This window comes from Burkholderia sp. MSMB1835, from assembly GCF_001526365.1.
Lineage (GTDB): Bacteria > Pseudomonadota > Gammaproteobacteria > Burkholderiales > Burkholderiaceae > Burkholderia.
The window spans coordinates 254,132-273,993 of the sequence record NZ_LOYP01000025.1 but is presented as its reverse complement, the minus strand read 5'-3'; the positions used below and the strand labels follow the sequence as shown (position 1 = coordinate 273,993).

The 19,862-nt window shown below is 65.9% G+C and carries 18 protein-coding genes; 1 reads left to right on the top strand and 17 read right to left on the bottom strand.

Annotated elements, in window-relative coordinates:
* Positions 1-162: 162 nt before the first annotated feature.
* The 17 genes from WS96_RS11905 to ndk form a co-directional block, all read right to left on the bottom strand.
* Positions 163-2,079, bottom strand: a complete 1,917-nt coding sequence (locus tag WS96_RS11905; protein WP_034207430.1) for a potassium transporter Kup — start codon at positions 2,077-2,079, stop codon at positions 163-165.
* 274 nt (positions 2,080-2,353) lie between these two features.
* On the bottom strand, positions 2,354-2,950 hold the full coding sequence (locus WS96_RS11900; RefSeq protein ID WP_006485899.1) for a phosphoribosyltransferase: 597 nt from the start codon (positions 2,948-2,950) through the stop codon (positions 2,354-2,356).
* A gap of 7 nt (positions 2,951-2,957) precedes the next feature.
* The gene (locus tag WS96_RS11895) at positions 2,958-4,304 is read right to left on the bottom strand and encodes an adenylosuccinate synthase (RefSeq protein ID WP_034207431.1); all 1,347 of its coding nucleotides are present in this window, start codon (positions 4,302-4,304) and stop codon (positions 2,958-2,960) included.
* Positions 4,305-4,417: 113 nt separating this feature from the next.
* Entirely contained in the window at positions 4,418-5,566 is a 1,149-nt protein-coding gene (locus WS96_RS11890; protein WP_034207432.1) for an ATP phosphoribosyltransferase regulatory subunit, read from the bottom strand.
* Between the two features lie 111 nt (positions 5,567-5,677).
* Positions 5,678-5,869 carry a DUF2065 domain-containing protein gene (locus WS96_RS11885; RefSeq protein ID WP_034207433.1) on the bottom strand — a complete coding sequence of 64 codons (192 nt, stop codon included), beginning with the start codon at positions 5,867-5,869 and terminating at the stop codon, positions 5,678-5,680.
* 36 nt (positions 5,870-5,905) lie between these two features.
* Complete coding sequence (hflC, locus tag WS96_RS11880) at positions 5,906-6,805, bottom strand: protease modulator HflC (protein ID WP_059832674.1); 900 nt, start codon at positions 6,803-6,805, stop codon at positions 5,906-5,908.
* 15 nt (positions 6,806-6,820) lie between these two features.
* Positions 6,821-8,167, bottom strand: a complete 1,347-nt coding sequence (gene hflK, locus WS96_RS11875; protein WP_059832672.1) for an FtsH protease activity modulator HflK — start codon at positions 8,165-8,167, stop codon at positions 6,821-6,823.
* Positions 8,168-8,214: 47 nt separating this feature from the next.
* Complete coding sequence (gene hflX / locus WS96_RS11870) at positions 8,215-9,387, bottom strand: GTPase HflX (RefSeq protein ID WP_179949028.1); 1,173 nt, start codon at positions 9,385-9,387, stop codon at positions 8,215-8,217.
* 72 nt (positions 9,388-9,459) lie between these two features.
* Positions 9,460-9,699, bottom strand: a complete 240-nt coding sequence (hfq, locus tag WS96_RS11865; RefSeq protein ID WP_006399927.1) for an RNA chaperone Hfq — start codon at positions 9,697-9,699, stop codon at positions 9,460-9,462.
* 141 nt (positions 9,700-9,840) lie between these two features.
* Complete coding sequence (gene der / locus WS96_RS11860) at positions 9,841-11,178, bottom strand: ribosome biogenesis GTPase Der (protein WP_052100298.1); 1,338 nt, start codon at positions 11,176-11,178, stop codon at positions 9,841-9,843.
* Between the two features lie 247 nt (positions 11,179-11,425).
* The gene (bamB, locus tag WS96_RS11855; RefSeq protein ID WP_034207438.1) at positions 11,426-12,571 is read right to left on the bottom strand and encodes an outer membrane protein assembly factor BamB; all 1,146 of its coding nucleotides are present in this window, start codon (positions 12,569-12,571) and stop codon (positions 11,426-11,428) included.
* 41 nt (positions 12,572-12,612) lie between these two features.
* Positions 12,613-13,242, bottom strand: a complete 630-nt coding sequence (locus tag WS96_RS11850) for a tetratricopeptide repeat protein (RefSeq protein WP_059504921.1) — start codon at positions 13,240-13,242, stop codon at positions 12,613-12,615.
* Positions 13,243-13,297: 55 nt separating this feature from the next.
* A complete protein-coding gene (gene hisS / locus WS96_RS11845) occupies positions 13,298-14,638 on the bottom strand; it encodes a histidine--tRNA ligase (RefSeq protein ID WP_034207440.1) in 1,341 nt (446 codons plus the stop codon).
* A gap of 20 nt (positions 14,639-14,658) precedes the next feature.
* Entirely contained in the window at positions 14,659-15,963 is a 1,305-nt protein-coding gene (ispG, locus tag WS96_RS11840) for a flavodoxin-dependent (E)-4-hydroxy-3-methylbut-2-enyl-diphosphate synthase (RefSeq protein WP_059832699.1), read from the bottom strand.
* A gap of 112 nt (positions 15,964-16,075) precedes the next feature.
* Positions 16,076-17,092: a helix-turn-helix domain-containing protein gene (locus WS96_RS11835; protein ID WP_059832670.1), complete on the bottom strand. Its 1,017-nt coding sequence runs from the start codon at positions 17,090-17,092 to the stop codon at positions 16,076-16,078.
* A 163-nt stretch (positions 17,093-17,255) separates the two neighbouring features.
* Positions 17,256-18,395: a 23S rRNA (adenine(2503)-C(2))-methyltransferase RlmN gene (gene rlmN, locus WS96_RS11830; protein ID WP_059832668.1), complete on the bottom strand. Its 1,140-nt coding sequence runs from the start codon at positions 18,393-18,395 to the stop codon at positions 17,256-17,258.
* A gap of 55 nt (positions 18,396-18,450) precedes the next feature.
* The gene (gene ndk / locus WS96_RS11825; protein WP_006478674.1) at positions 18,451-18,876 is read right to left on the bottom strand and encodes a nucleoside-diphosphate kinase; all 426 of its coding nucleotides are present in this window, start codon (positions 18,874-18,876) and stop codon (positions 18,451-18,453) included.
* A 249-nt stretch (positions 18,877-19,125) separates the two neighbouring features.
* Here ndk and WS96_RS11820 point away from each other — a divergent pair, with 249 nt between their 5' ends.
* Positions 19,126-19,824, top strand: coding sequence for a Bax inhibitor-1/YccA family protein (locus WS96_RS11820; RefSeq protein WP_034207445.1), 699 nt, complete (start codon positions 19,126-19,128; stop codon positions 19,822-19,824).
* Positions 19,825-19,862: the final 38 nt, after the last annotated feature.

The following is a 19,862-nucleotide window of genomic DNA, read 5'->3' as shown; positions in this document are numbered from 1 at the left end:
TTAACATCGCCACGCCCCGTTTACAACAAGTTGGCGCAAACAAAAATGCCGTTCAGTCGCTTAACTGAACGGCATTACGCCGAAAGGCGGGTTTTTTATTGCGTCGGCGAAGCGCGCAGCCCCGATTCGGCATGGGCCGCATACGCAGCCCGCTCGCGCCCGTCAGATCTCGATCTTCGTCCCGAGCTCGACGACGCGATTCGCCGGAATCGAGAAGAAATCGGTCGGCTTCGCCGCGTTCTGATGCATCCACGCGAACACGCGCTCGCGCCAGATCGACATGCCGGGCAGATGCGTCGGCACGACCGTTTCGCGCGCGAGGAAGAACGACGTGTCCATCAGCTCGAACGTCATGTCGTGCGTGCGGCCGAATTCCTCGAGCACGGCCTTCACGTCCGGCGTCTCGTTGAAGCCGTACTCGGCCTTGACGATGTACAGTCCGCCGCCCGCATCACGCGAGCTCAGGCGCCTGTCGTCGCGCACGTACGGGATGTCGCGCGTGACGAACGTCAGGAAAATGGTCCGTTCGTGCAGCACCTTGTTGTGCTTCAGGTTGTGCAGCAGGCTCACAGGCACGAGCTTGTCGTTGCCGGTCAGGTAGATCGCGGTGCCCGACACGCGATGCGGCGGATGCGCGAGCAGCCCCTGCAGGAACGGCTCGAGCGGAATACCGTCGGCCGCCGTGCGCTCCTTGACGATGTGACGCCCCTTGTACCAGGTCATCAGCAGGAAGAACAGCAGCGCACCGATGCCGAGCGGCAACCAGCCGCCCTGCGCGACCTTCAGCAGGTTCGCGCCGAAAAAGCCGAGGTCGATCGCGAGGAACACCGCGATGATCGCGCCGACCAGCAGCCGGTTCCAGTTCCACACCTTCACCATCACGACGCACGCGAGCACGGTCGTGATCACCATCGTCGCCGTCACCGCGATACCGTACGCGGCCGCGAGGTTGTCCGAACTCTTGAAACCGACGACGATACAGAGGATCACGAACAGCAGCAGCCAGTTCACGACCGGCACGTAGATCTGGCCGATCGCGAGCTCGGACGTATGCAGCACCTTCATGCGCGGCACGTAGCCGAGCTGGATCGCCTGCGACGTCAGCGAATACGCACCGGAGATCACGGCCTGCGACGCGATCACGGTCGCGACCGTCGACAGCACGACGAGCGGCAGCAGCCCCCATTCGGGCGCGAGCAGGAAGAACGGGTTTTCGATCGCTTTCGGATTCTGGATCAGCAGCGCGCCCTGACCGAAGTAGTTCAGCACGAGCGACGGCATCACGAGCCCGTACGCGGCCAACCGGATCGGCTTTGCACCGAAATGGCCCATGTCCGCGTAGAGCGCTTCCGCACCGGTCAGCACCAGCACGACCGAGCCGAGCACGACGTACGCCTGCAGCAGGTGGTCGGCCATGAACGACGCCGCGTAATACGGATTGATTGCCGCGATGATGCCGGGCACGCGAACGATGTGGTATACGCCGAGCGCCGCGATCACGACGAACCACAGCACCATGATCGGGCCGAACAGCTTGCCGACCAGCGCGGTGCCGTGCCGCTGGATCCAGAACAGCGCGATCAGGATCACGATCGTGATCGGCAGCACGAGATGGGACAGGTGCGGCGTCGCGATCTCGAGGCCTTCGACGGCCGACATCACCGAGATCGCCGGCGTGATCACCGCGTCCCCGTAGAACATGCACGCGCCGAATATCCCGAGCGCCATCAGCGCGCCCGCGACCCGCGTTTTCGAGTCGAGCGGCCGCAGCGACAGCGCCATCAGCGCGAGCACGCCGCCTTCGCCGTTGTTGTCCGCCCGCATCACGAACAGCAGGTACTTGACGCCGACCACCAGCACGATGGCCCAGAACAGCAGCGAGATCACGCCGAGAATCGACCCTTCGGTCAGCGGAATGCCGTGCGCGGGGCTGAACGCCTCCTTGAGCGAATACAGCGGGCTGGTGCCGATGTCGCCGAACACGACGCCGATGGCTGCTATCGCTAGCGCCCGCATCGAGTGTTGTTGCGTCGAATGCGGCGCGTGTGCGGCGTCGGTCGCGTGAGTCGTGTCGTTCATATGAAACGTAATAATCGGGTCCGGGTCGGACAAAACGAGCGCTATTCTACTCGCGCCCCCGTGAAACACCGCCCTGCCGTGTTGCCGTGGAGCCACGTGATCCACGCTGCGCATGCAATCCGGCGCGACCTGTGGCAGGGCTGCCATCATAGCCGGCACCGCGCCGCCTGCCTATCGGGTGCACAGCGCGGCCCGCGCGGCGCCCCGGCGCGCCAATGAAAAACGGCGCCGCAAGCGGCGCCGTACAAGGCTTTCCTTCGATCCGGCCGGCCGCTTACGCGCCCGAACCGTCGCGCTGCGCGCGACCGCGCTTGATCCACGCCTCGAGGTTGTGCGGCCGGACCGTATCCCACTCCTCGAACGGCTGATGAATCCACGGATTCGTCGGCAGGAACTGCGTGTGATAGTCGGGCTTGACCTTCGAGCAGCCCTTGTACCAGAGCACGGCCGAACGCACGGCCGTCACGGACGGATAGCGCTCCTTCAGGTGCTCCTGCACGCGCGCGAGCGTGACGCCCGAATCGACGAGATCGTCGACCAGCAGCACGTTGCCCGCCAGGTTGCCGCGCGTCATCGTGATGTACTGCGCGATGTCGAGCTCGCCCTGCTCGGTGCCGGCCGCTTCCCGGTACGAACTCGTCGCGAGAATCGCGAGCGGCACGTCGTAGATGCGCGACAGTTGGTCGCCGACGCGCAGGCCGCCGCGCGCGAGGCACAGGATCTGGTCGAACTTCCAGCCCGAGGCATGCACCTGGAGCGCGAGCAGCTCGATCAGCCGGTGATACTCGTCCCAGCCTACCCACAGGTTCTTGTCGTCGTTGCGCGGATCGGTCATCAAGTCTGCCGCCGTCATCGTGATTTGCTGCGTCATCTGGGAATTACACCTTGAACGGATGGCGGAGCAGGATCGTTTCGTCGCGGTCCGGGCCCGTCGACACCATGTCGACCGGCACGCCAGCCACTTCCTGGACGCGGGCGAGGTATGCCCGCGCGTTCGCCGGCAGCGCGTCCCACGTATTGATCCCGACGGTGCTTTCCTTCCAGCCGGCGAACGTCTCGTACACCGGTTCGCAACGCGCGACATCGACCGCGCCGCGCGGCAGGATGTCGACGTCCTTGCCGTCGACCTGGTAGCCGACGCACAGCTTGACTTCGTCGAGGCCGTCGAGCACGTCGAGCTTCGTCATGCACAGGCCCGACACGCCGTTGATCTGGATCGAGCGGCGCAGCGCGGCCGCATCGAGCCAGCCGGTGCGGCGCGGACGGCCGGTGACCGAACCGAATTCCTTGCCGACGTTCGCGAGCGTGACGCCGATCTGGTCCTGACGCTGCGGGTTGTCCGCATCGTACAGTTCGCTCGGGAACGGGCCCGAACCGACGCGCGTGCAATACGCCTTCGTGATGCCGAGGATGTAGTTGAGCTTCTGCGGACCGACGCCCGCGCCGGCCGACGCCGCACCCGCGACACAGTTGCTCGACGTGACGAACGGATAGGTGCCGTGGTCGATGTCGAGCAGCGTGCCTTGCGCGCCTTCGAACAGCAGGTTCTGGCCCGCATTGTTCGCGTCGTACAGGCGGCGCGACACGTCGGCCACCATCGGCTTCAGGCGGTCGGCATAGCCGAGCATCGTGTCGAGCGTGGCCTGGAAATCGACGGCCGCGCCGCCCAGATACTGGGTCAGCACGAAATTGTGGAAATCGAGATTTTCGCGCAGGCGATCGGCGAAGGTCTTCGCGTCGAACAGGTCCTGCACGCGCAGCGCACGGCGGCCGACCTTGTCTTCGTACGCGGGGCCGATGCCGCGGCCGGTCGTACCGATCTTGCCTGCGCCCTTGCGCGCTTCGCGCGCCTGGTCGATCGCGATGTGGTACGGCAGGATCAGCGTCGTGGCTTCGGAGATGAACAGGCGGTCGCGCACGTTCACGCCGGCTTCTTCGAGCTCGCCGATTTCCTTGAACAGTGCTTCGGGGGACAGGACGACGCCGTTGCCGATGTAGCAGGCGACGCCTTCACGCATGATGCCCGACGGAATGAGGCGCAAGATCGTTTTCTTGCCGCCGATGATGAGGGTGTGGCCGGCGTTGTGACCGCCCTGGAAACGCACGACGCCCTGAGCGTGGTCCGTCAGCCAGTCGACGATCTTGCCCTTGCCTTCATCACCCCATTGCGTTCCCACGACGACGACATTGCGCCCGGGAGTCACGTTCACTGCGCTGGCAGACATGTTGATTCGTTAGCTGGTTAAAAACGTATTCTACCTATGTTCGCGGGCGATTCCGAATTTTTCCGTTTCGCTTCAACGATATGCACGCCGAAGCACGGCCCGCGAGCACCTCTTTATCGGGGTTCGACCACCCAGGCGCCGTTGCGCTCGACGAGCGAACGATCGCACGCGAATTCGTCGAGCACGTGATCGTGGCCCGGCAGCGCCTGGATCACGACCTCGCCCGCATCGCGCAGCGCCGCGACGGCCGCGCCCAGCGCATCGTCCTGCGCCCACGGCGCGAGGATCGCGGTGCCGCGCGCCTCGACCGGCGAAATTCGTGCGAGCTCGCGCAGGTCGAGCGAGAAGCCGGTCGCCGGCCGCGCCCGGCCATAGGCCTGCCCGACGTGGTCGTAACGGCCGCCGCGCGCGATCGCGTTCGGCACGCCGTCGATGTAGGCGCTGAACATCGCGCCGCTGTGATACGCGTAGCCGCGCAGGTCGGCGAGATCGATCGCGACTTCGACGCCCTTCGCCTGCGACGCAAGCTGCGCGAGATCGTCGAGCGCCTGCGTGATTTCGGGCAGCACCGGCAGGCGCGTGCGCGCCTCGGCGAGCACGCTCGCGTCGCCGTACAGGTTCGGCAGCGCGCGCAACGCGGCGCGCGTATCGGCGCCGAGATCGTCAGTGAGTTCGTTCAGCAGCGGCACGTCCTTGCCCGACAGCGCGTCGTACAGCGACTCGCCACGCTCGGCGGCCTGCGCGTCGCGCGCCAGCAGCGCCGCGAGCACGCCCGCGTGGCCGAGGTCGAGACGGATGCGCGACAGGCCCGCGAGATGCAGCGCGTCGAGCATCAGTTGCTGGATCTCGAGATCGGCTTCGAGCCCGGCGTGGCCGTAGATTTCGGCGCCGATCTGGATCTGCTCGCGCGTCGCGTGCAGGCCGCGCGGACGCGTATGCATCACGTGGCCCGCGTAGCAGAGGCGCGTCACGCCCTGACGGTTCAACAGGTGCGCGTCGATCCGCGCGACCTGCGGCGTGATGTCCGCGCGCAGGCCGAGCGTGCGGCCCGACAGCTGGTCGACCAGCTTGAAGGTGCGCAGACGCAGATCGGCGCCGCCGCTCGTCAGCAGCGACTCGAGATACTCGAGCAACGGCGGCATCACCATTTCGTAGCCGTACGAACGGAAGCGGTCGAGCAGCCTGCGGCGCAGCTCCTCGATCTTGCGCGCTTCCGACGGCAGTACGTCGGCGATATTCTCGGGAAGTAACCAGGTCGACATCGGTACGGTCCTACGACGGGAAACGGCGCGACACGCGCGCCGCGAGTTGAATCGAAACTTCGAAATCGGGCGGAACGAACGGCGGATGCGCCGTCCGGATCGGGGCGCCGGTCAGGTCGCGAGCAGCAGCAGCGCGAGCCCGAGCACCATCACGATCAGCCCGCCGATCCGGATATGATGCGGCGGCCGCTCGGCTATTCTACGAAACGTGTCGCGCCAGGCGACGGGAAACACGAAGGGGAACGCCCCCTCGATGATCAGCATCAGCGCTACTGCGAGCAACAACGAGCCAGCCAGGTCCATGCGAGCGACGGCGCCGCTCGACGCGGCGCCCCAAGGTCAATGTTTGCGGGGAGCAGGCGCCGCCGGTGCGGCGCCGCCCGTCGGGCTGCGCATGAAGCGGAAGAACTCGCTGTCGGGATCGACGACGATGATGTCGTTGCGCTTGAACGTATTCCGGTAGGCCTGCAGGCTCGCGTAGAACTGATAGAACTGCGGATCGCGGCCGAACGCATCGGCGGCGATCGTCGCCGCCTTCGCGTCGCCCTCGCCCTTGATCGTCTGCGCGGACTTGTACGCGTTCGCGAGCACGGCCTGCTGCTCGCGTTCGGCGTCGGCCTTGATCTGCTCGACGTCGGCCGCGCCTTGCGCACGCACCTGGGCCGCCTGATCGCGCAACGCGCCGATCATCCGTTGATAAACGGCGTCCGTCTGGGCGGCCGGCAGGTCGACACGCGTGAGCTGGACGTCGACCACGTCGACGCCGAAACCGGCCGCGTTCGCCTTCGCCGCATCGCGGGCCGCATCGGCGATCGCGCGCTGGCCGCCGAGGGCGTCGTCGAGCGCGCGCTTGCCGAATGCATCGCCGAGCGCGCTCTTGAGCGTGCCGGACAGCCGTTCGCTCGCCGCCGCCGGGTCGCCGCCCGTCGCGGTGAAATATTTCATCGGGTCGCTGATCCGGTACTTCACCGCATACGCGACGAGCAGGTCGTGCTTGTCTTCGGTTGCCAGTTGCAGCGGATCGGACGATTCGAGCGATTGCAGGCGCGTGTCGATCAGCGTCGCCGTCTGCAGCGGCGGCGGCAGCTTGAAATGGACGCCGGGGCCCGCGAGTTCCGGCTGCGTGCCGTCGCGGCCCGACAGCACGGCCGTATGGCGCGGATCGACGGTGAGGACCGTCGACGATGCCGCGAAGGCAACGATCACGATTGCGACGACGAGCGCAATGATTCGGTTCATGTTCTGCGCTCCCCGTTACTTCGTATCGTCTTCACGCGACCGGCTGCGAAACGCGTCGCGCGATCGCAACACGTCGACACCTGACGCGGTGGCGGCCGATGCGGCGCTCGCCGGCGCGGCTGCAGCCGCAGCCGCCGCCGTGGCCGCCGGTGCCGACGCCGCCTCGACAGCGGACGCGCCGGCCGACGTCGCGGCGTTTTGCCGGCCCTGCTCGACGAGCTTGTCGAGCGGCAGGTACACGACGCTGTTGCCGCCCTTGTTGCCGACGAACACCTTCGTCGCGTTCGAATAGATTTCCTGCATCGTCTCGAGGTACATGCGCTCGCGAATGACCGCGGGCGCCTTCGAGTACTGCGCATAGACCTGCTTGAAGCGGTCCGCGTCGCCCTCGGCTTCCGTGACCACGCGATCGGCATATGCCTTCGCTTCGTCGACGAGCTTCGCCGCATCGCCCTGCGCCTTCGGCAGCAGGTCGCTCGCATACGCCTGCGCGGCGCGCTTCGCGGCCTCGCGCTCGTCGCGCGCCTTCGCGACTTCGGCGTAGGCGGCCTGGGTCTGCTCGGGCGCCGCGACGCTCTGCATCGTGACGGCCGTCACCTCGAGCCCCGACTGATAGCGGTCGAGATCGCGCTGGATCGCGCTCGAAAGCTGCTCGCGCAGCGCATCGCGGTCCTGGTTCAGCATGTCGGCCGCGCTGCGCGTGCCGACGATCGCGCGCACCGCGGCCTGCGCGGCCTGCGACACGCTGCGCTCGGGATCGACGCTGCGGAACAGGTAATCGGTGGCGGAACGGATCCGGTATTGGACGATGAAGCGCACGTCGACGATGTCGGCATCGCGCGTCAGCATCGCGGCTTCCTTGACGTTCGCGAGGCGCACGACGTTATTGCGGCCGATCTCGATCGAGCGGACCTGCGACGTGTCGACGATCTCGTGCGACGCGAACGGATACGGCGCGCGCCAGTGCACGCCCTGGCCGACCGTGCCCGACACCTTGCCGAGTTGCAGCACGACGCCCGTCTGGCCTTCCTGTACGACGAACAGCCCGCTGCCCGCATAAATCGCGACCAGCACGCCGATCATGATGCCGACGCCGACCCGTGCGGCCCGGCCGTTGTCGGGCCGGAAGCCGTTGCCGCCCTTGCCGCCGAACAGGCCGCTCAGGCGTCGGTTGAAATTGCGCCACATCTCGTCGAGATCGGGCGGACCGTCGCCGTCGCCGCCTGGCGGACGCTTCGATTCGTTCGCGCGGGGGCGGGATCCGTCCTTGCCATTGCCTTCGCCGCGTCCCCAGCGGGGATCGTTGATCGACAGCAAGGCGCGCATCCGCCGCCAGGTACTCCGCTCGTTGTATTCGTTCACCAGAGTTTGTTCACCAGATTGGACGCCGGCGAACCGGCCGGGACCGGTTAGCGCCCGTGTTCGGAAATCGTGTGGTCTTCGTGCGATTCAGCGGACGTGCCATCGAGCGCGTCGGACAACGTCGCGCTGGAAAGGTGTTCCGCGGAGGCGATTTCGGCGATGGCGGCACGCAACGTATCGAGACCCTGACCGGTGCGCGCGCTCAAAAAGACGCGCGAAATATTACCATACTCGTCCCGCTCGACCGCGTCGCCGCGGGCCGCCAGCTCGGGCACGGCGTCGATCTTGTTGAACACCAGCACCTGCCGGATCGTGTCCGCGCCGATCTCGTGCAGCACGCCGTTGACCTGCTCGATCTGCTCGAGCCTGACCGCGCTCGACGCATCGACCACATGCAGCAGCAGATCCGCATGGATCGTTTCCTCGAGGGTCGCGCGAAACGCCGCGACGAGCTGGTGAGGCAGCTCGCGGATGAACCCGACCGTATCGGACACGACGATCTGCCCGACCTCGTCGCCGAGGTACACGCGCCGCGACGTCGTATCGAGCGTCGCGAACAGCTGGTCGGCCGCGTACGCCTGCGCTTTCGTCAGCGCATTGAACAGCGTCGACTTGCCCGCGTTCGTATAGCCGACGAGCGACACCGACATCGTGCCGCTGCGCGCGCGCTGCCGACGCTGCGTGCTGTGCTGGCGGCGCAGCCGGTCGAGCCGCGACTTCAGCATCTTGATGCGTTCGCCGATCAGCCGGCGGTCGGTTTCGAGCTGGGTTTCGCCGGGGCCGCGCAGGCCGATACCGCCCTTTTGCCGCTCGAGGTGGGTCCATGCGCGAATGAGCCGGGTCGACAGGTATTGAAGCTGCGCGAGCTCGACCTGCAGCTTGCCTTCATGGCTGCGGGCACGCTGCGCGAAGATGTCGAGGATGAGGCTCGTGCGATCGACCACGCGCCTGTTAAGCGCCTGCTCCAGATTGCGTTGCTGGGCGGGCGCCAGCGCGTGGTTGAAGATGACGATTTCGACGTTGTGCGCGTCGCAGGCAAGCCGCAGTTCTTCGGCTTTGCCGCTGCCGATGAACATCTTGGCATCGGGACTTGAGCGACGACCCGTGAGGGTGACGGCGGGACGGGCCCCCGCGCTGGAGGCGAGAAGACTGAGTTCTTCGAGACTGGCTTCGAAATCGGTCTTGCCGAAATCGATGCCGACGAGCGCTGCGTTGATCAAATTATCGGGTGTCAAGATAAGGCGGCTGGCATCGGTCGCTCGCGGCGACCGGATGCCGGCCGCTGCGATAGGTTAGGACGAGGCTTCCGCGTCCGGGTGGAAATTCACCGGGCGCGCCGGCACGACCGTCGAGATGGCGTGCTTGTAAACCATCTGGGTCACCGTATTACGGAGCAACACGACGTACTGGTCGAACGATTCAATGTTCCCTTGAAGCTTGATGCCGTTGACGAGGTAAATCGAAACGGGAACGTGCTCTTTGCGCAGTGCGTTCAAAAACGGGTCTTGTAACAATTGCCCTTTGTTGCTCATGGCGTACTCCATCTTTTTTTGCAGGTTGATCTGGATTGGCGGCGAAGAAAAAGAGATCCGGCGCCAATCGCTACACTATAGCCGATTTTGCCTGCCCCGCCCGGGCATAGGCCATGCGGCCTAGCCGTTGCGGGACATGCTTCAGCCCTTGTCCGCGTACGGGTTGTTCGACGAACGGAACTCTATGCGCAATGGAGTCCCGGTCAGCGAGAAAGTTTCGCGGAATCGGTTTTCGAGGTAGCGCTTGTAGGTTTCCGTCACCGCGTCGAGCGCGTTGCCGTGGATCACGATGATCGGCGGATTCTGGCCGCCCTGGTGCGCGTAGCGCAGCTTCGGACGCACCGGGCCGCGACGGCGCGGCTGCTGGAATTCGACGGCCTCGATCAGCGCGCGCGTGAGCTTCGGCGTCGGCAGCTTCGACATCGCCGCCGCGTAGGCGTCGTCGACCGAGCGCATCAGCGCGCCGATACCCGTCTTCTTCGCGGCGGAAATGAAGTGCGATTTCGCGAAGTCGAGGAATTTCAGCTTGCGGGTCAAATCCGCTTTCGCGCGGTCGCGCGCGTGGTCGTCGAGGCCATCCCACTTGTTGACGCCGATCACGAGCGCGCGGCCCTGCTCGACGACGAAGCCGGCGATGTGCGCGTCCTGGTCGGAAATGTCCTGCTGCGCATCCAGCAGAAGAATGACGACGTTCGCGTCGGAAATCGATTGCAGCGTCTTCACGACCGAGAACTTCTCGATCGCCTCGAACACCTTGCCGCGGCGCCGCAGGCCCGCCGTGTCGATCAGCGTGTATTTCTTGCCGTTACGCTCGAAGTCGACGTAGATCGAATCGCGCGTCGTGCCCGGCATGTCGAATGCGATCACGCGGTCTTCGCCGATCAATGCGTTGACGAGCGTCGACTTGCCGACGTTCGGACGGCCGACGATCGCGATCTTGATGCCGCGCGACGGATCGTCCTCGTCCGCTTCCTCGGGCTGGCCCGCGTACGCGACTTCGAGCGCCTCGTTGATCATGTCGGTCACGCCGTCGCCGTGCGCGGCCGAGATCGCGCGCGGATCGCCGAGCCCGAGCTCGTAGAAATCCGTCGCGACCGCCGTGTACTTCATCCCCTCGGCCTTGTTGACGACCAGGAAAATCGGCCGGCCGGTCTTGCGCAGGTAGTCGGCGATCGACTTGTCCTGCGGCGCGAGCCCGTTGCGGCCGTCGACGATGAACACGACGACGTCGGCTTCCTCGACGGCCTGCCGCGTCTGGCGCGCCATCTCGTGCAGGATGCCGTCCTTCGCGACGGGCTCGAAGCCGCCGGTATCGACGACCAGGTACGGCCGCGCGCCGACGCGCCCTTCGCCGTAATGGCGATCGCGCGTGAGGCCCGGCAAGTCGGCGACCAGCGCATCGCGCGAGCGCGTGAGCCGGTTGAACAGCGTGGATTTCCCCACATTGGGGCGCCCAACGAGGGCAATGACCGGTTTCATCTGTGTTTTCTACGGTGAAGCGCAGCAGCGGGAGGCCCGCTGCTGCGGGCGGCTGCGCTGAATGAAAATATCACGAATTCGCGCCGCGCCGGATGCGCGCGCCCGGCGCGCGTTGCGCGCCGTCGTCTTTCGTCTCGAACTGCCTTTCAAATACCGAGCGGCCGGGAACACCGGCCGCCGTCAAGTCGCGCGGCCGCGGCGCGCGGGCCCTGCCCGCCACGCCGCGGCCACGCCGGTTTCCTGCGTGTCAGCGCGGACGGAACCCGTACAGGCCGCCGTCCTTCGTCTGCACGACGAGCGTATTGCCCGCGAGGACCGGCGCCGCCGTAATCGCACTGCCGTCGGTCTTCATCCGCGCGATGAAACTGCCGTCCTCGCGCGACAGGAAGTGCACGAAGCCCTTGTAATCGCCCATCACGACCGCATGCCCGAGCAGATACGGCACGCCGACGTCGCGGCTCTTCAGCTTGTCGTTGCGCCAGAGCTGGTTGCCCGTGGCCGCGTCGTATGCGGTGACGACCGACCAGTCGTCGCCGCCGGCGACCACCGAATCGTCCTGCGCGAGGCCGCTGCGGCTCGAAAACGGCTTTTCCCACAGCGGACGGCCCGAGTTCGCATCGAAGCAGCCGAGCTGACCCTGGAACGTCACCGCGCAGGCTTCCGCCCCCACGAGCGTCGGCGGACCGCTGACGTCGTTGATGCGCTCGACCTCGGTCACGCCCTTCGGGAACGACACCGGGGTCTGCCAGAACGGCTCGCCCGTCTGCAGGTTGATCGCGACCAGCCCGCCGCCCGGGAAGCCCGCCAGCACGGCCGCGTCGCCCGCGAACGTCATGCCGGCCGACACGCGCAGGTTCAGCGGCACCGCACGGTTGCGGTAGGCCCACTTCTGCTCGCCCGTCTGCGCGTTGAACGCGATCACCTGGCCGTCGATCGTGCGGACGATCACGAGACCGTTACCGACGAGCGGCGGCGAGAAGATCTCGCCCTGCACGCTGGTCTTCCACAGCTGCTTGCCGTCCGGGCCCAGCACGAACACGCCGCCCTTCAACGCGCCGACCGCGGTCAGGTTGCCATCGCTGCCGACACCGGCCGACAGGTCCGAACCGACCTTCGAGCGCCAGAGCGTCTGGCCCGTCTTCGCGTCGATCTTCTCGACCGAACCGTTTTCGCCCGCCGCATAAACGGCGTCGCCCACGGCCACCGGCGAGAACAGGTAGCGTCCGCCCTTGCCGACGCTCGCCTTCCAGACCTGTTGCACGTCCAGGACAGGCTTGAACTCGGTGAGCGGCGTCGGCACGCGGCGCGCGTCCTTCGACGACGAGCAAGCCGCCAGAGCGAGGACAGCCGCCGCGCAGGCAACGGGCACAGCGTAACGTTTCAGCAAATTCATCGGTTAGCGAAGCAGAGTTAAGAGGTTGAGGGGACCGGGATTCAGCCGCCGAGCGCGTCCAGCTTGAACTGCACGAGCTGGCGCGCGGACTGGTCGTCCTTCGACAGGCCGTCGAGCGCGAGCTTGTAAGCCGCGCGCGCGTCGTCGGTCTTGCCTTGCGCGGCCAGCAGATCGCCGCGACGATCGGCCACGAGGCCCTTGAATGCATCGACCGGCGTACCCGAGAGCAGCGCGAGGCCTGCATCGTACGCCTTCTCGTCGAGCAGCAGCGACGCGAGGCGCAGCTTCGCGATCTGCTTGTACTCGTCGTCCTTGGCATGATCGACGGCCCATTGCAGTTGCGCCTTCGCGCCTGCCGCATCGCCGGCCGCATACAGCGTCTTCGCGGCCGCGAGCGCCGTCATCTGCGCATACGGCGTGCTGCCGAACTTGTCTTCCATGTCGGCAGCCGCGCGGGCCATCGTTGCCTTGTCGTTCGCGGCGGCAGCCTTCTGGACTTGCTCGTACAGCCCGGACGCCTCGGCAGCCTGACGGCGCTGCCAGTAGTTCCAGCCGTTGAAACCGGCCGCGACGACGAGCGCCGCGAGCACGATCCACGTGGTGAGGTTGCCCCAGCGGGCCCACCACGCCTTGAGATTTTCAATCGATTCTTGTTCGTCGTGATAACTCATCGGCGAGCGATTCCTTCCTGTTCAGGCTTTTCTTGTCGAGCGAATGCGAGCGCGATCAGTCGTCGCCGTCTTCGGCGGATGCAACCATCGCATTGATTAGGAATTCGGTCAAGCTTTCGACCGGTACGGTCTGCTGAACGTTCTTTTCCCCTTCCGCACCCGCGCCGCGCAACGCTTTCACGCCCACCGTGCCGTTCGCGACCTCTTCTTCGCCGAAGATCACCGCGAACGCGGCGCCGCTTGCATCGGCCCGCTTCATCTGCGACTTGAAGCTCGCCGGCGCGCCGTCGGCGCTGCAGTGGAAGATCACGTCGAGACCCGTGTCGCGCAGGCGTTCGGCCGCGATGAACGCCTGTTCGCGCGCGGTTTCGCCCTGATGCACCACATACACGTCGACGCCTTCCTGCTCGGGCGCCAGATCCTCTTCCTTCAACAGCTCGAGGATGCGCTCGATGCCCATCGCCCAGCCGCACGCGGCGGTCGGCTTGCCGCCGAGCTGCTCGATCAGCGGATCGTAGCGGCCGCCGGCCGCGACCGTGCCCTGCGCGCCGAGCTTGTCGGTCACCCATTCGAACACGGTCAGGTTGTAGTAATCGAGACCGCGCACGAGACGCGGGTTGATCTTGAACGGAATGTTGTTCGCGAGCAGCAGGCGCTGCAGCCCTTCGAAGTGCGCGCGCGATTCGTCGCCGAGGAAGTCGATCAGCTTCGGCGCGTTCTGCGCGATTTCCTGCAGCGCGGGATTCTTCGTGTCGAGCACGCGCAGCGGGTTCGTGTACAGGCGGCGCTTTGCGTCCTCGTCGAGCACGTCGGCGAACTGCTCGAGGTACTTGATCAGCTCGACGCGGTGCGCGGCGCGCTCCTCGGCAAGGCCGAGCGAATTGATCTCGAGCTTGATGCCGGTCAGGCCGAGGTCGTCCCACAGGCGCTGGCACATCATGATGATCTCGGCATCCGCATCGGGACCCGCAAAGCCGAGCGCCTCGACGCCGACCTGGTGAAACTGGCGATAGCGGCCGCGCTGCGGACGCTCGTGACGGAACATCGGGCCGATGTACCACAGACGCTTCGGACCGTCGTACAGCATGTTGTGCTCGATCGATGCGCGCACGACCGCCGCGGTGTTTTCCGGGCGCATCGTCAGGTTCTCGCCGTTCAGCGCGTCGGTGAAGCTGTACATCTCCTTCTCGACGATGTCGGTGACTTCGCCGATGCCGCGCGTGAAGAGCTGCGTATGTTCGACGATCGGCGTGCGGATGTTCTGGTAGCCGTACGCGCGCAGCAGCGATTTCACGGTAGCTTCGAAGAATTCCCACAGGCCGGCATCCTGCGGAAGGATGTCGTTCATGCCTTTGACGCCGGTGAGCTTCTCGATCTTGCGTTTCTGTTCAGTCATCGTTCGTGTGTGTGGACGAATTAGTTCAGGGCCTCGGCGCGGCCGTAATTGCGTGCGACGTAGTCGCTGACGATCTGCTGGAATTCCTCGGCGATCCGCTCGCCGCGCAGCGTCTTGACCTTCTCGCCGTCGATGAAGACGGGCGCGGCCGGGTTCTCGCCCGACCCCGGCAGGCTGATGCCGATGTTCGCGTGCTTCGATTCGCCCGGGCCGTTGACGATGCAGCCCATCACCGCGACGTTCATCTTCTCGACGCCCGGATATTCCTTGCGCCAGACCGGCATCTGCTCGCGCAGGTAGGTCTGGATCTGCATCGCGAGTTCCTGGAACAGCGTGCTCGTCGTGCGGCCACAGCCCGGGCACGCGATCACCATCGGCGCGAACGAGCGCAGGCCCATCGTCTGGAGGATTTCCTGGCCGACGATCACTTCGCCCGTGCGCGACGCGCCCGGCTCCGGCGTCAGCGAGATGCGGATCGTGTCGCCGATCCCTTCCTGCAGCAGCACGCCGAGCGCCGCCGTCGACGCGACGATCCCCTTCGAGCCCATGCCGGCCTCGGTCAGCCCGAGGTGCAGCGCGAAGCCGCAGCGGCGGCCGAGTTCGCGGTACACGGCGATCAGGTCCTGCACGCCGCTGACCTTGCACGACAGCACGATGCGGTCGCGGCCGAGGCCCAGCTCCACCGCGCGTTCGGCCGAGCCGATCGCCGACTGGATCAGCGCCTCGTACATCACGCTCTGCGCGTCCCACGGCTGCGCGCGCGCGCCGTTCTCGTCCATCATGCGCGCGAGCAGGTCCTGGTCGAGGCTGCCCCAGTTCACGCCGATCCGCACCGGCTTGTCGTACTTCGCCGCGGCCTCGATCATCTGCGCGAACTGCGTGTCGCGCTTTGCGCCCTGACCGACGTTACCGGGGTTGATCCGGTACTTCGACAGCGACTCCGCGCAGCCCGGGTAATCGCGCAGCAGCAGGTGGCCGTTGTAGTGGAAATCGCCGACGAGCGGCACGGTCACGCCCATCCGGTCGAGTTGCTCGCGAATCGCCGGCACGGCGGCCGCGGCTTCGGGCGTGTTGACCGTGATACGCACCAGTTCGGAGCCCGCGTTCGCGAGTTCCTTGATCTGGATCGCCGTGCCGATCGCATCGGCCGTGTCGGTATTCGTCATCGACTGCACGCGCACCGGCGCGTCGCCGCCGATCGTCACGAGTTGCCCGCCCCAGCGGACATCCACCGCATGCGATACACGGCGCGGCTGATGCCCGCCGAACACCGGTTCGGTTGAACAAATCTGACTGCTGCGTGGGGATTGAGCTTCGGATTGCATCGATAGATCCATTTACGCGGAATGCGCCGCGACACGGCGCATGAATTGAAAAAGCGCCGTGCCCTCACGGCCTGCCGATATCGACGGCAAGCCTTCGCCACGGCGCTTGACGTCAGGGCAACGTGAACCGCGCCACGTTACCCCGCGCTGCCGAATATTTTGCCGGATCGACCGGTTTTCCGTCGAACGCAACCGTGTCGAGACCGGCCTTGTTGCCGATCGTGACCTTGAACGGCCCGTCACCGGCAACCTGCTTCGTTTCGCCGGCGCGCACCAGCGCCGAGAACAGCTCCTTGCCGTTCTTGTCGCGCACGCTGAACCAGCAATCCTGCTTGACCTTCAGTTCGACCATCGACTGGCCTGCCGCCACCGCGACGCTCGCCGGCTGGGCCGGCGCCGCCGTGCTGGCCGCCGCCGTTGCCGCCACGGGCTGCGATGCGGCAGCCGTCGCGACCGGGGCCGCGGGCGCCGGGACGGCCGACGCGATCGACTGCGCCGGGGCAACCGATGCAGCAGCCGGGGACGGAACCTCATTCGCAACCGCCGCCGATGCGCCATTCGCAGCCGCTTCTTCGGCAGACGACGATGCCGCCGCCGCGCTCGCGGCCGACGCATGTTCGGCGTCGCCGCCCTTCAGGCGTGCGAGCAGACTCGACGAATCGCCGCCAGTGTGCCACATCAGTACGGCGACCACCGCGACGATGACGATCCCCGTTCCCCACAGCCACGGATGGTGGCGCGACGAGCCGCCCAGCGGAATCGACACGCGGCCGCGCGGCAGATCCGTGCCCGACGACGCAGGCATCGACAGGTCGACTTCCGGCACCCCGCGCTCGCGGCGCAACGCCTGCGCGAACGGTTCCGGATCGACGCCGAGCATCTTCGCGTAGCTGCGCACGACCCCGAGCGCGAACGTCACGCCGGGCAAATGGCTGATGTCGCCGGCCTCGAGCGCCCGGAGCTTTTGCGGTGCGACCTTGAGTCGCGCCGACACGTCGTCGACCGACCAGCCCTTCGCCTCCCGAAGCTGCGCCAGCCGGCTGCCGACCGCCGCCAGCGATTCCAGTCCCGCCGGTGCCGGCTTCGCGGCATTCGTCTCTGCGCCGTTAGACGGCTGCGGCTCACTCATCCTTGTCCTCGCGTCGATTCTTCTTCACTGGCGGCTGCCGCCGGCTCCCGCCGGCCGGCATCCGCAACGGTTCATACCATGCGCGGCGCCGAGGCGCCGCGACCGATCGCTATTCGCGTGTTGCACCGCCAAAGGGTTCGGGCACCCCGGCCAGGCGCCCCCGTCAAACTGCCCGAACTTCGATGATTTTTCCTGCTGCACCCGTGCGTTCCGCAAGGCGCGTACGATCCTTCACCGCGCCGGCCAGTTGCCCGCACGCGGCGTCGATGTCGTCGCCGCGCGTCTTGCGCACGGTCGTGACGACACCCGCGTCGATGAGGATCTGCGCGAAGCGCTTGATCTGCTCCGGCTTCGAGCGGATGAGGCCCGATTCCGGAAACGGATTGAACGGGATCAGGTTGAACTTGCACGGCACGTCGCGCGTGACGGCCAGCAGTTCGCGCGCATGCGCTTCGGTGTCGTTGACGCCGTCGAGCATGCAGTATTCGAACGTGATGAAGTCGCGCGGCGCGACTTGCAGATAGCGCTGGCACGCAGCCATCAGCTCGCGAAGCGGATACTTCTTGTTGAGCGGCACCAGCTCGTCGCGCAGCGCATCGTTCGGCGCATGCAGCGAAACGGCCAGCGCGACCGGCAACTCGGCGCCGAGGCGGTCCATCATCGGCACCACGCCGGACGTCGACAGCGTGACGCGACGGCGCGACAGGCCGTACGCGTTGTCGTCGAGCATCAACCGCATCGCGGGCACGACCGCGCTGTAATTCAGGAGCGGCTCGCCCATGCCCATCATCACCACGTTGGTCACGACCCGTTCGGCCTTGCCGTTCGGACCGGGCGCGCGACCCAGCGACGCTCGCAATGCAAATTCGGCCATCCGGAGCTGGCCGATGATTTCGGCTGTCGACAGGTTGCGGGAGAAGCCCTGCTTGCCCGTCGAGCAGAAGCGGCAGTTCACCGCGCACCCGGCCTGCGACGACACGCACAGCGTGCCGCGCGTCTCTTCCGGGATGAACACGGTTTCGACCGCATTGCCGTTTCCGACGTCGATCAGCCACTTGCGCGTGCCGTCGGTGGAAACGTGATCGCTGACGATGTCCGGCATCACGATCGATGCGCGGCCCTTGAGCTTCTCCCTCAGGGACTTCGCGAGATCGGTCATGCCGTCGAAATCGCCGGCGTTGTACTGGTGGATCCAGCGCTGCAACTGCTTGGCGCGGAACGGCTTCTCGCCCAGGCTGCCGCAGTACGCGACAAGACCCTCGGCGTCGAAGTCGAGAAGATTGACGGAAGTTTCGCTCGTCATGATGTGCTGCCTTGCCGCGTGCGCTGAATCCTGCCTACTTGCTGTCAGCCAGGGCTTAACGCGAGTAAACGTTCATTTCCGGGAAGAAGAACGCGATTTCGACCGCTGCCGTTTCCGCAGCGTCCGAGCCGTGCACGGCGTTCGCGTCGATGCTGTCGGCGAAGTCGGCGCGGATCGTGCCCTTTTCCGCCTTCTTCGGATCCGTTGCGCCCATCAGGTCGCGGTTCTTCAGGATCGCGCCTTCACCTTCCAGAACCTGGATCATCACCGGGCCCGAGATCATGAAATCGACGAGGTCCTTGAAAAACGGACGCGCTGCGTGAACTGCGTAGAACTTCTCTGCGTCGGCACGCGACAGGTGCGCCATGCGCGATGCGACGATCTTCAGGCCGGCGCCTTCGAAACGGCTGTAGATCTGGCCGATCACGTTCTTTGCCACCGCATCCGGCTTGATGATCGACAGGGTGCGCTCGATTGCCATAAAAACTCCAAAAAATTAAGAAGTTACAGGTTCAAATGAATCCGCTATTGTAGCACGATCCCGTGTATCATTGCGATTGAACCCTTACACGAATGAAAGGTTCAGAATCCATATGTTTTGTGCCGTCGAGCCATTGAAACCTCGCGGCACGGAACGTATCTTAGCCATAGCTGCCCCGGTTTGCTGCGCCGCACATCCCGCGCGCCGAACCGGCCCCGGACGCCCACGCGTTCAATGTTAGGAGAAACCATGAACGACTATCCGTACAATTTCGGCCGCGGCGGTTCCGTCAGCACCGCCGCGGTGCGCAACCGCGTGCTGCGGAACACGTACTGGCTGCTCGCGCTGTCGATGGTGCCGACCGTGCTGGGCGCCTGGGTCGGCGTCGCGACGGGCTTCTCGCTGTTCGCGGCCACGAGCCCGATGATGAGCCTGCTCGCGTTCTTCGCGATCGCGTTCGGCTTCATGTTCGCGATCGAGCGGACCAAGAACAGCGCGGCCGGCGTGTTCGTGCTGCTCGGCTTCACGTTCTTCATGGGCCTGATGCTGTCGCGGCTGCTGAGCTTCATCCTCGGCTTCTCGAACGGCCCGTCGCTGATCATGCTCGCGTTCGGCGGCACCGGCATCATCTTCGCCGCGATGGCGACGATCGCCACCGTCAGCAAGCGCGACTTCTCCGGGCTCGGCAAATGGCTGTTCATGGGCGTGATCGTGATCCTGCTGGCGTCGGTCGCGAACATCTTCCTGCAACTGCCGGCGCTGATGCTCACCGTGTCGGTGCTCGCGATCGCGATCTTCTCGGCCTACATGCTGTTCGACGTCCAGCGCGTCGTGAACGGCGGCGAGACGAACTACATCTCGGCCACGCTCGCGATCTACCTCGACCTGTACAACGTGTTCACGAACCTGCTCGCGCTGCTCGGCATCTTCGGCGGCAACCGCAACTGACGTTCGCGGCGCACCATGAAAAAACCGGCCCGAGGGCC

What these genes read in the sequence shown, in the direction of transcription:
- WS96_RS11905 (WP_034207430.1), bottom strand. Translation starts at nt 2,079, where the DNA reads ATGAACGACACGACTCACGCGACCGACGCCGCACACGCGCCGCATTCG.
- WS96_RS11900 (WP_006485899.1), bottom strand. Translation starts at nt 2,950, where the DNA reads ATGACGCAGCAAATCACGATGACGGCGGCAGACTTGATGACCGATCCG.
- WS96_RS11895 (WP_034207431.1), bottom strand. Translation starts at nt 4,304, where the DNA reads ATGTCTGCCAGCGCAGTGAACGTGACTCCCGGGCGCAATGTCGTCGTC.
- WS96_RS11890 (WP_034207432.1), bottom strand. Translation starts at nt 5,566, where the DNA reads ATGTCGACCTGGTTACTTCCCGAGAATATCGCCGACGTACTGCCGTCG.
- WS96_RS11885 (WP_034207433.1), bottom strand. Translation starts at nt 5,869, where the DNA reads ATGGACCTGGCTGGCTCGTTGTTGCTCGCAGTAGCGCTGATGCTGATC.
- hflC (WP_059832674.1), bottom strand. Translation starts at nt 6,805, where the DNA reads ATGAACCGAATCATTGCGCTCGTCGTCGCAATCGTGATCGTTGCCTTC.
- hfq (WP_006399927.1), bottom strand. Translation starts at nt 9,699, where the DNA reads ATGAGCAACAAAGGGCAATTGTTACAAGACCCGTTTTTGAACGCACTG.
- der (WP_052100298.1), bottom strand. Translation starts at nt 11,178, where the DNA reads ATGAAACCGGTCATTGCCCTCGTTGGGCGCCCCAATGTGGGGAAATCC.
- bamB (WP_034207438.1), bottom strand. Translation starts at nt 12,571, where the DNA reads ATGAATTTGCTGAAACGTTACGCTGTGCCCGTTGCCTGCGCGGCGGCT.
- WS96_RS11850 (WP_059504921.1), bottom strand. Translation starts at nt 13,242, where the DNA reads ATGAGTTATCACGACGAACAAGAATCGATTGAAAATCTCAAGGCGTGG.
- hisS (WP_034207440.1), bottom strand. Translation starts at nt 14,638, where the DNA reads ATGACTGAACAGAAACGCAAGATCGAGAAGCTCACCGGCGTCAAAGGC.
- ispG (WP_059832699.1), bottom strand. Translation starts at nt 15,963, where the DNA reads ATGCAATCCGAAGCTCAATCCCCACGCAGCAGTCAGATTTGTTCAACC.
- WS96_RS11835 (WP_059832670.1), bottom strand. Translation starts at nt 17,092, where the DNA reads ATGAGTGAGCCGCAGCCGTCTAACGGCGCAGAGACGAATGCCGCGAAG.
- rlmN (WP_059832668.1), bottom strand. Translation starts at nt 18,395, where the DNA reads ATGACGAGCGAAACTTCCGTCAATCTTCTCGACTTCGACGCCGAGGGT.
- ndk (WP_006478674.1), bottom strand. Translation starts at nt 18,876, where the DNA reads ATGGCAATCGAGCGCACCCTGTCGATCATCAAGCCGGATGCGGTGGCA.
- WS96_RS11820 (WP_034207445.1), top strand. Translation starts at nt 19,126, where the DNA reads ATGAACGACTATCCGTACAATTTCGGCCGCGGCGGTTCCGTCAGCACC.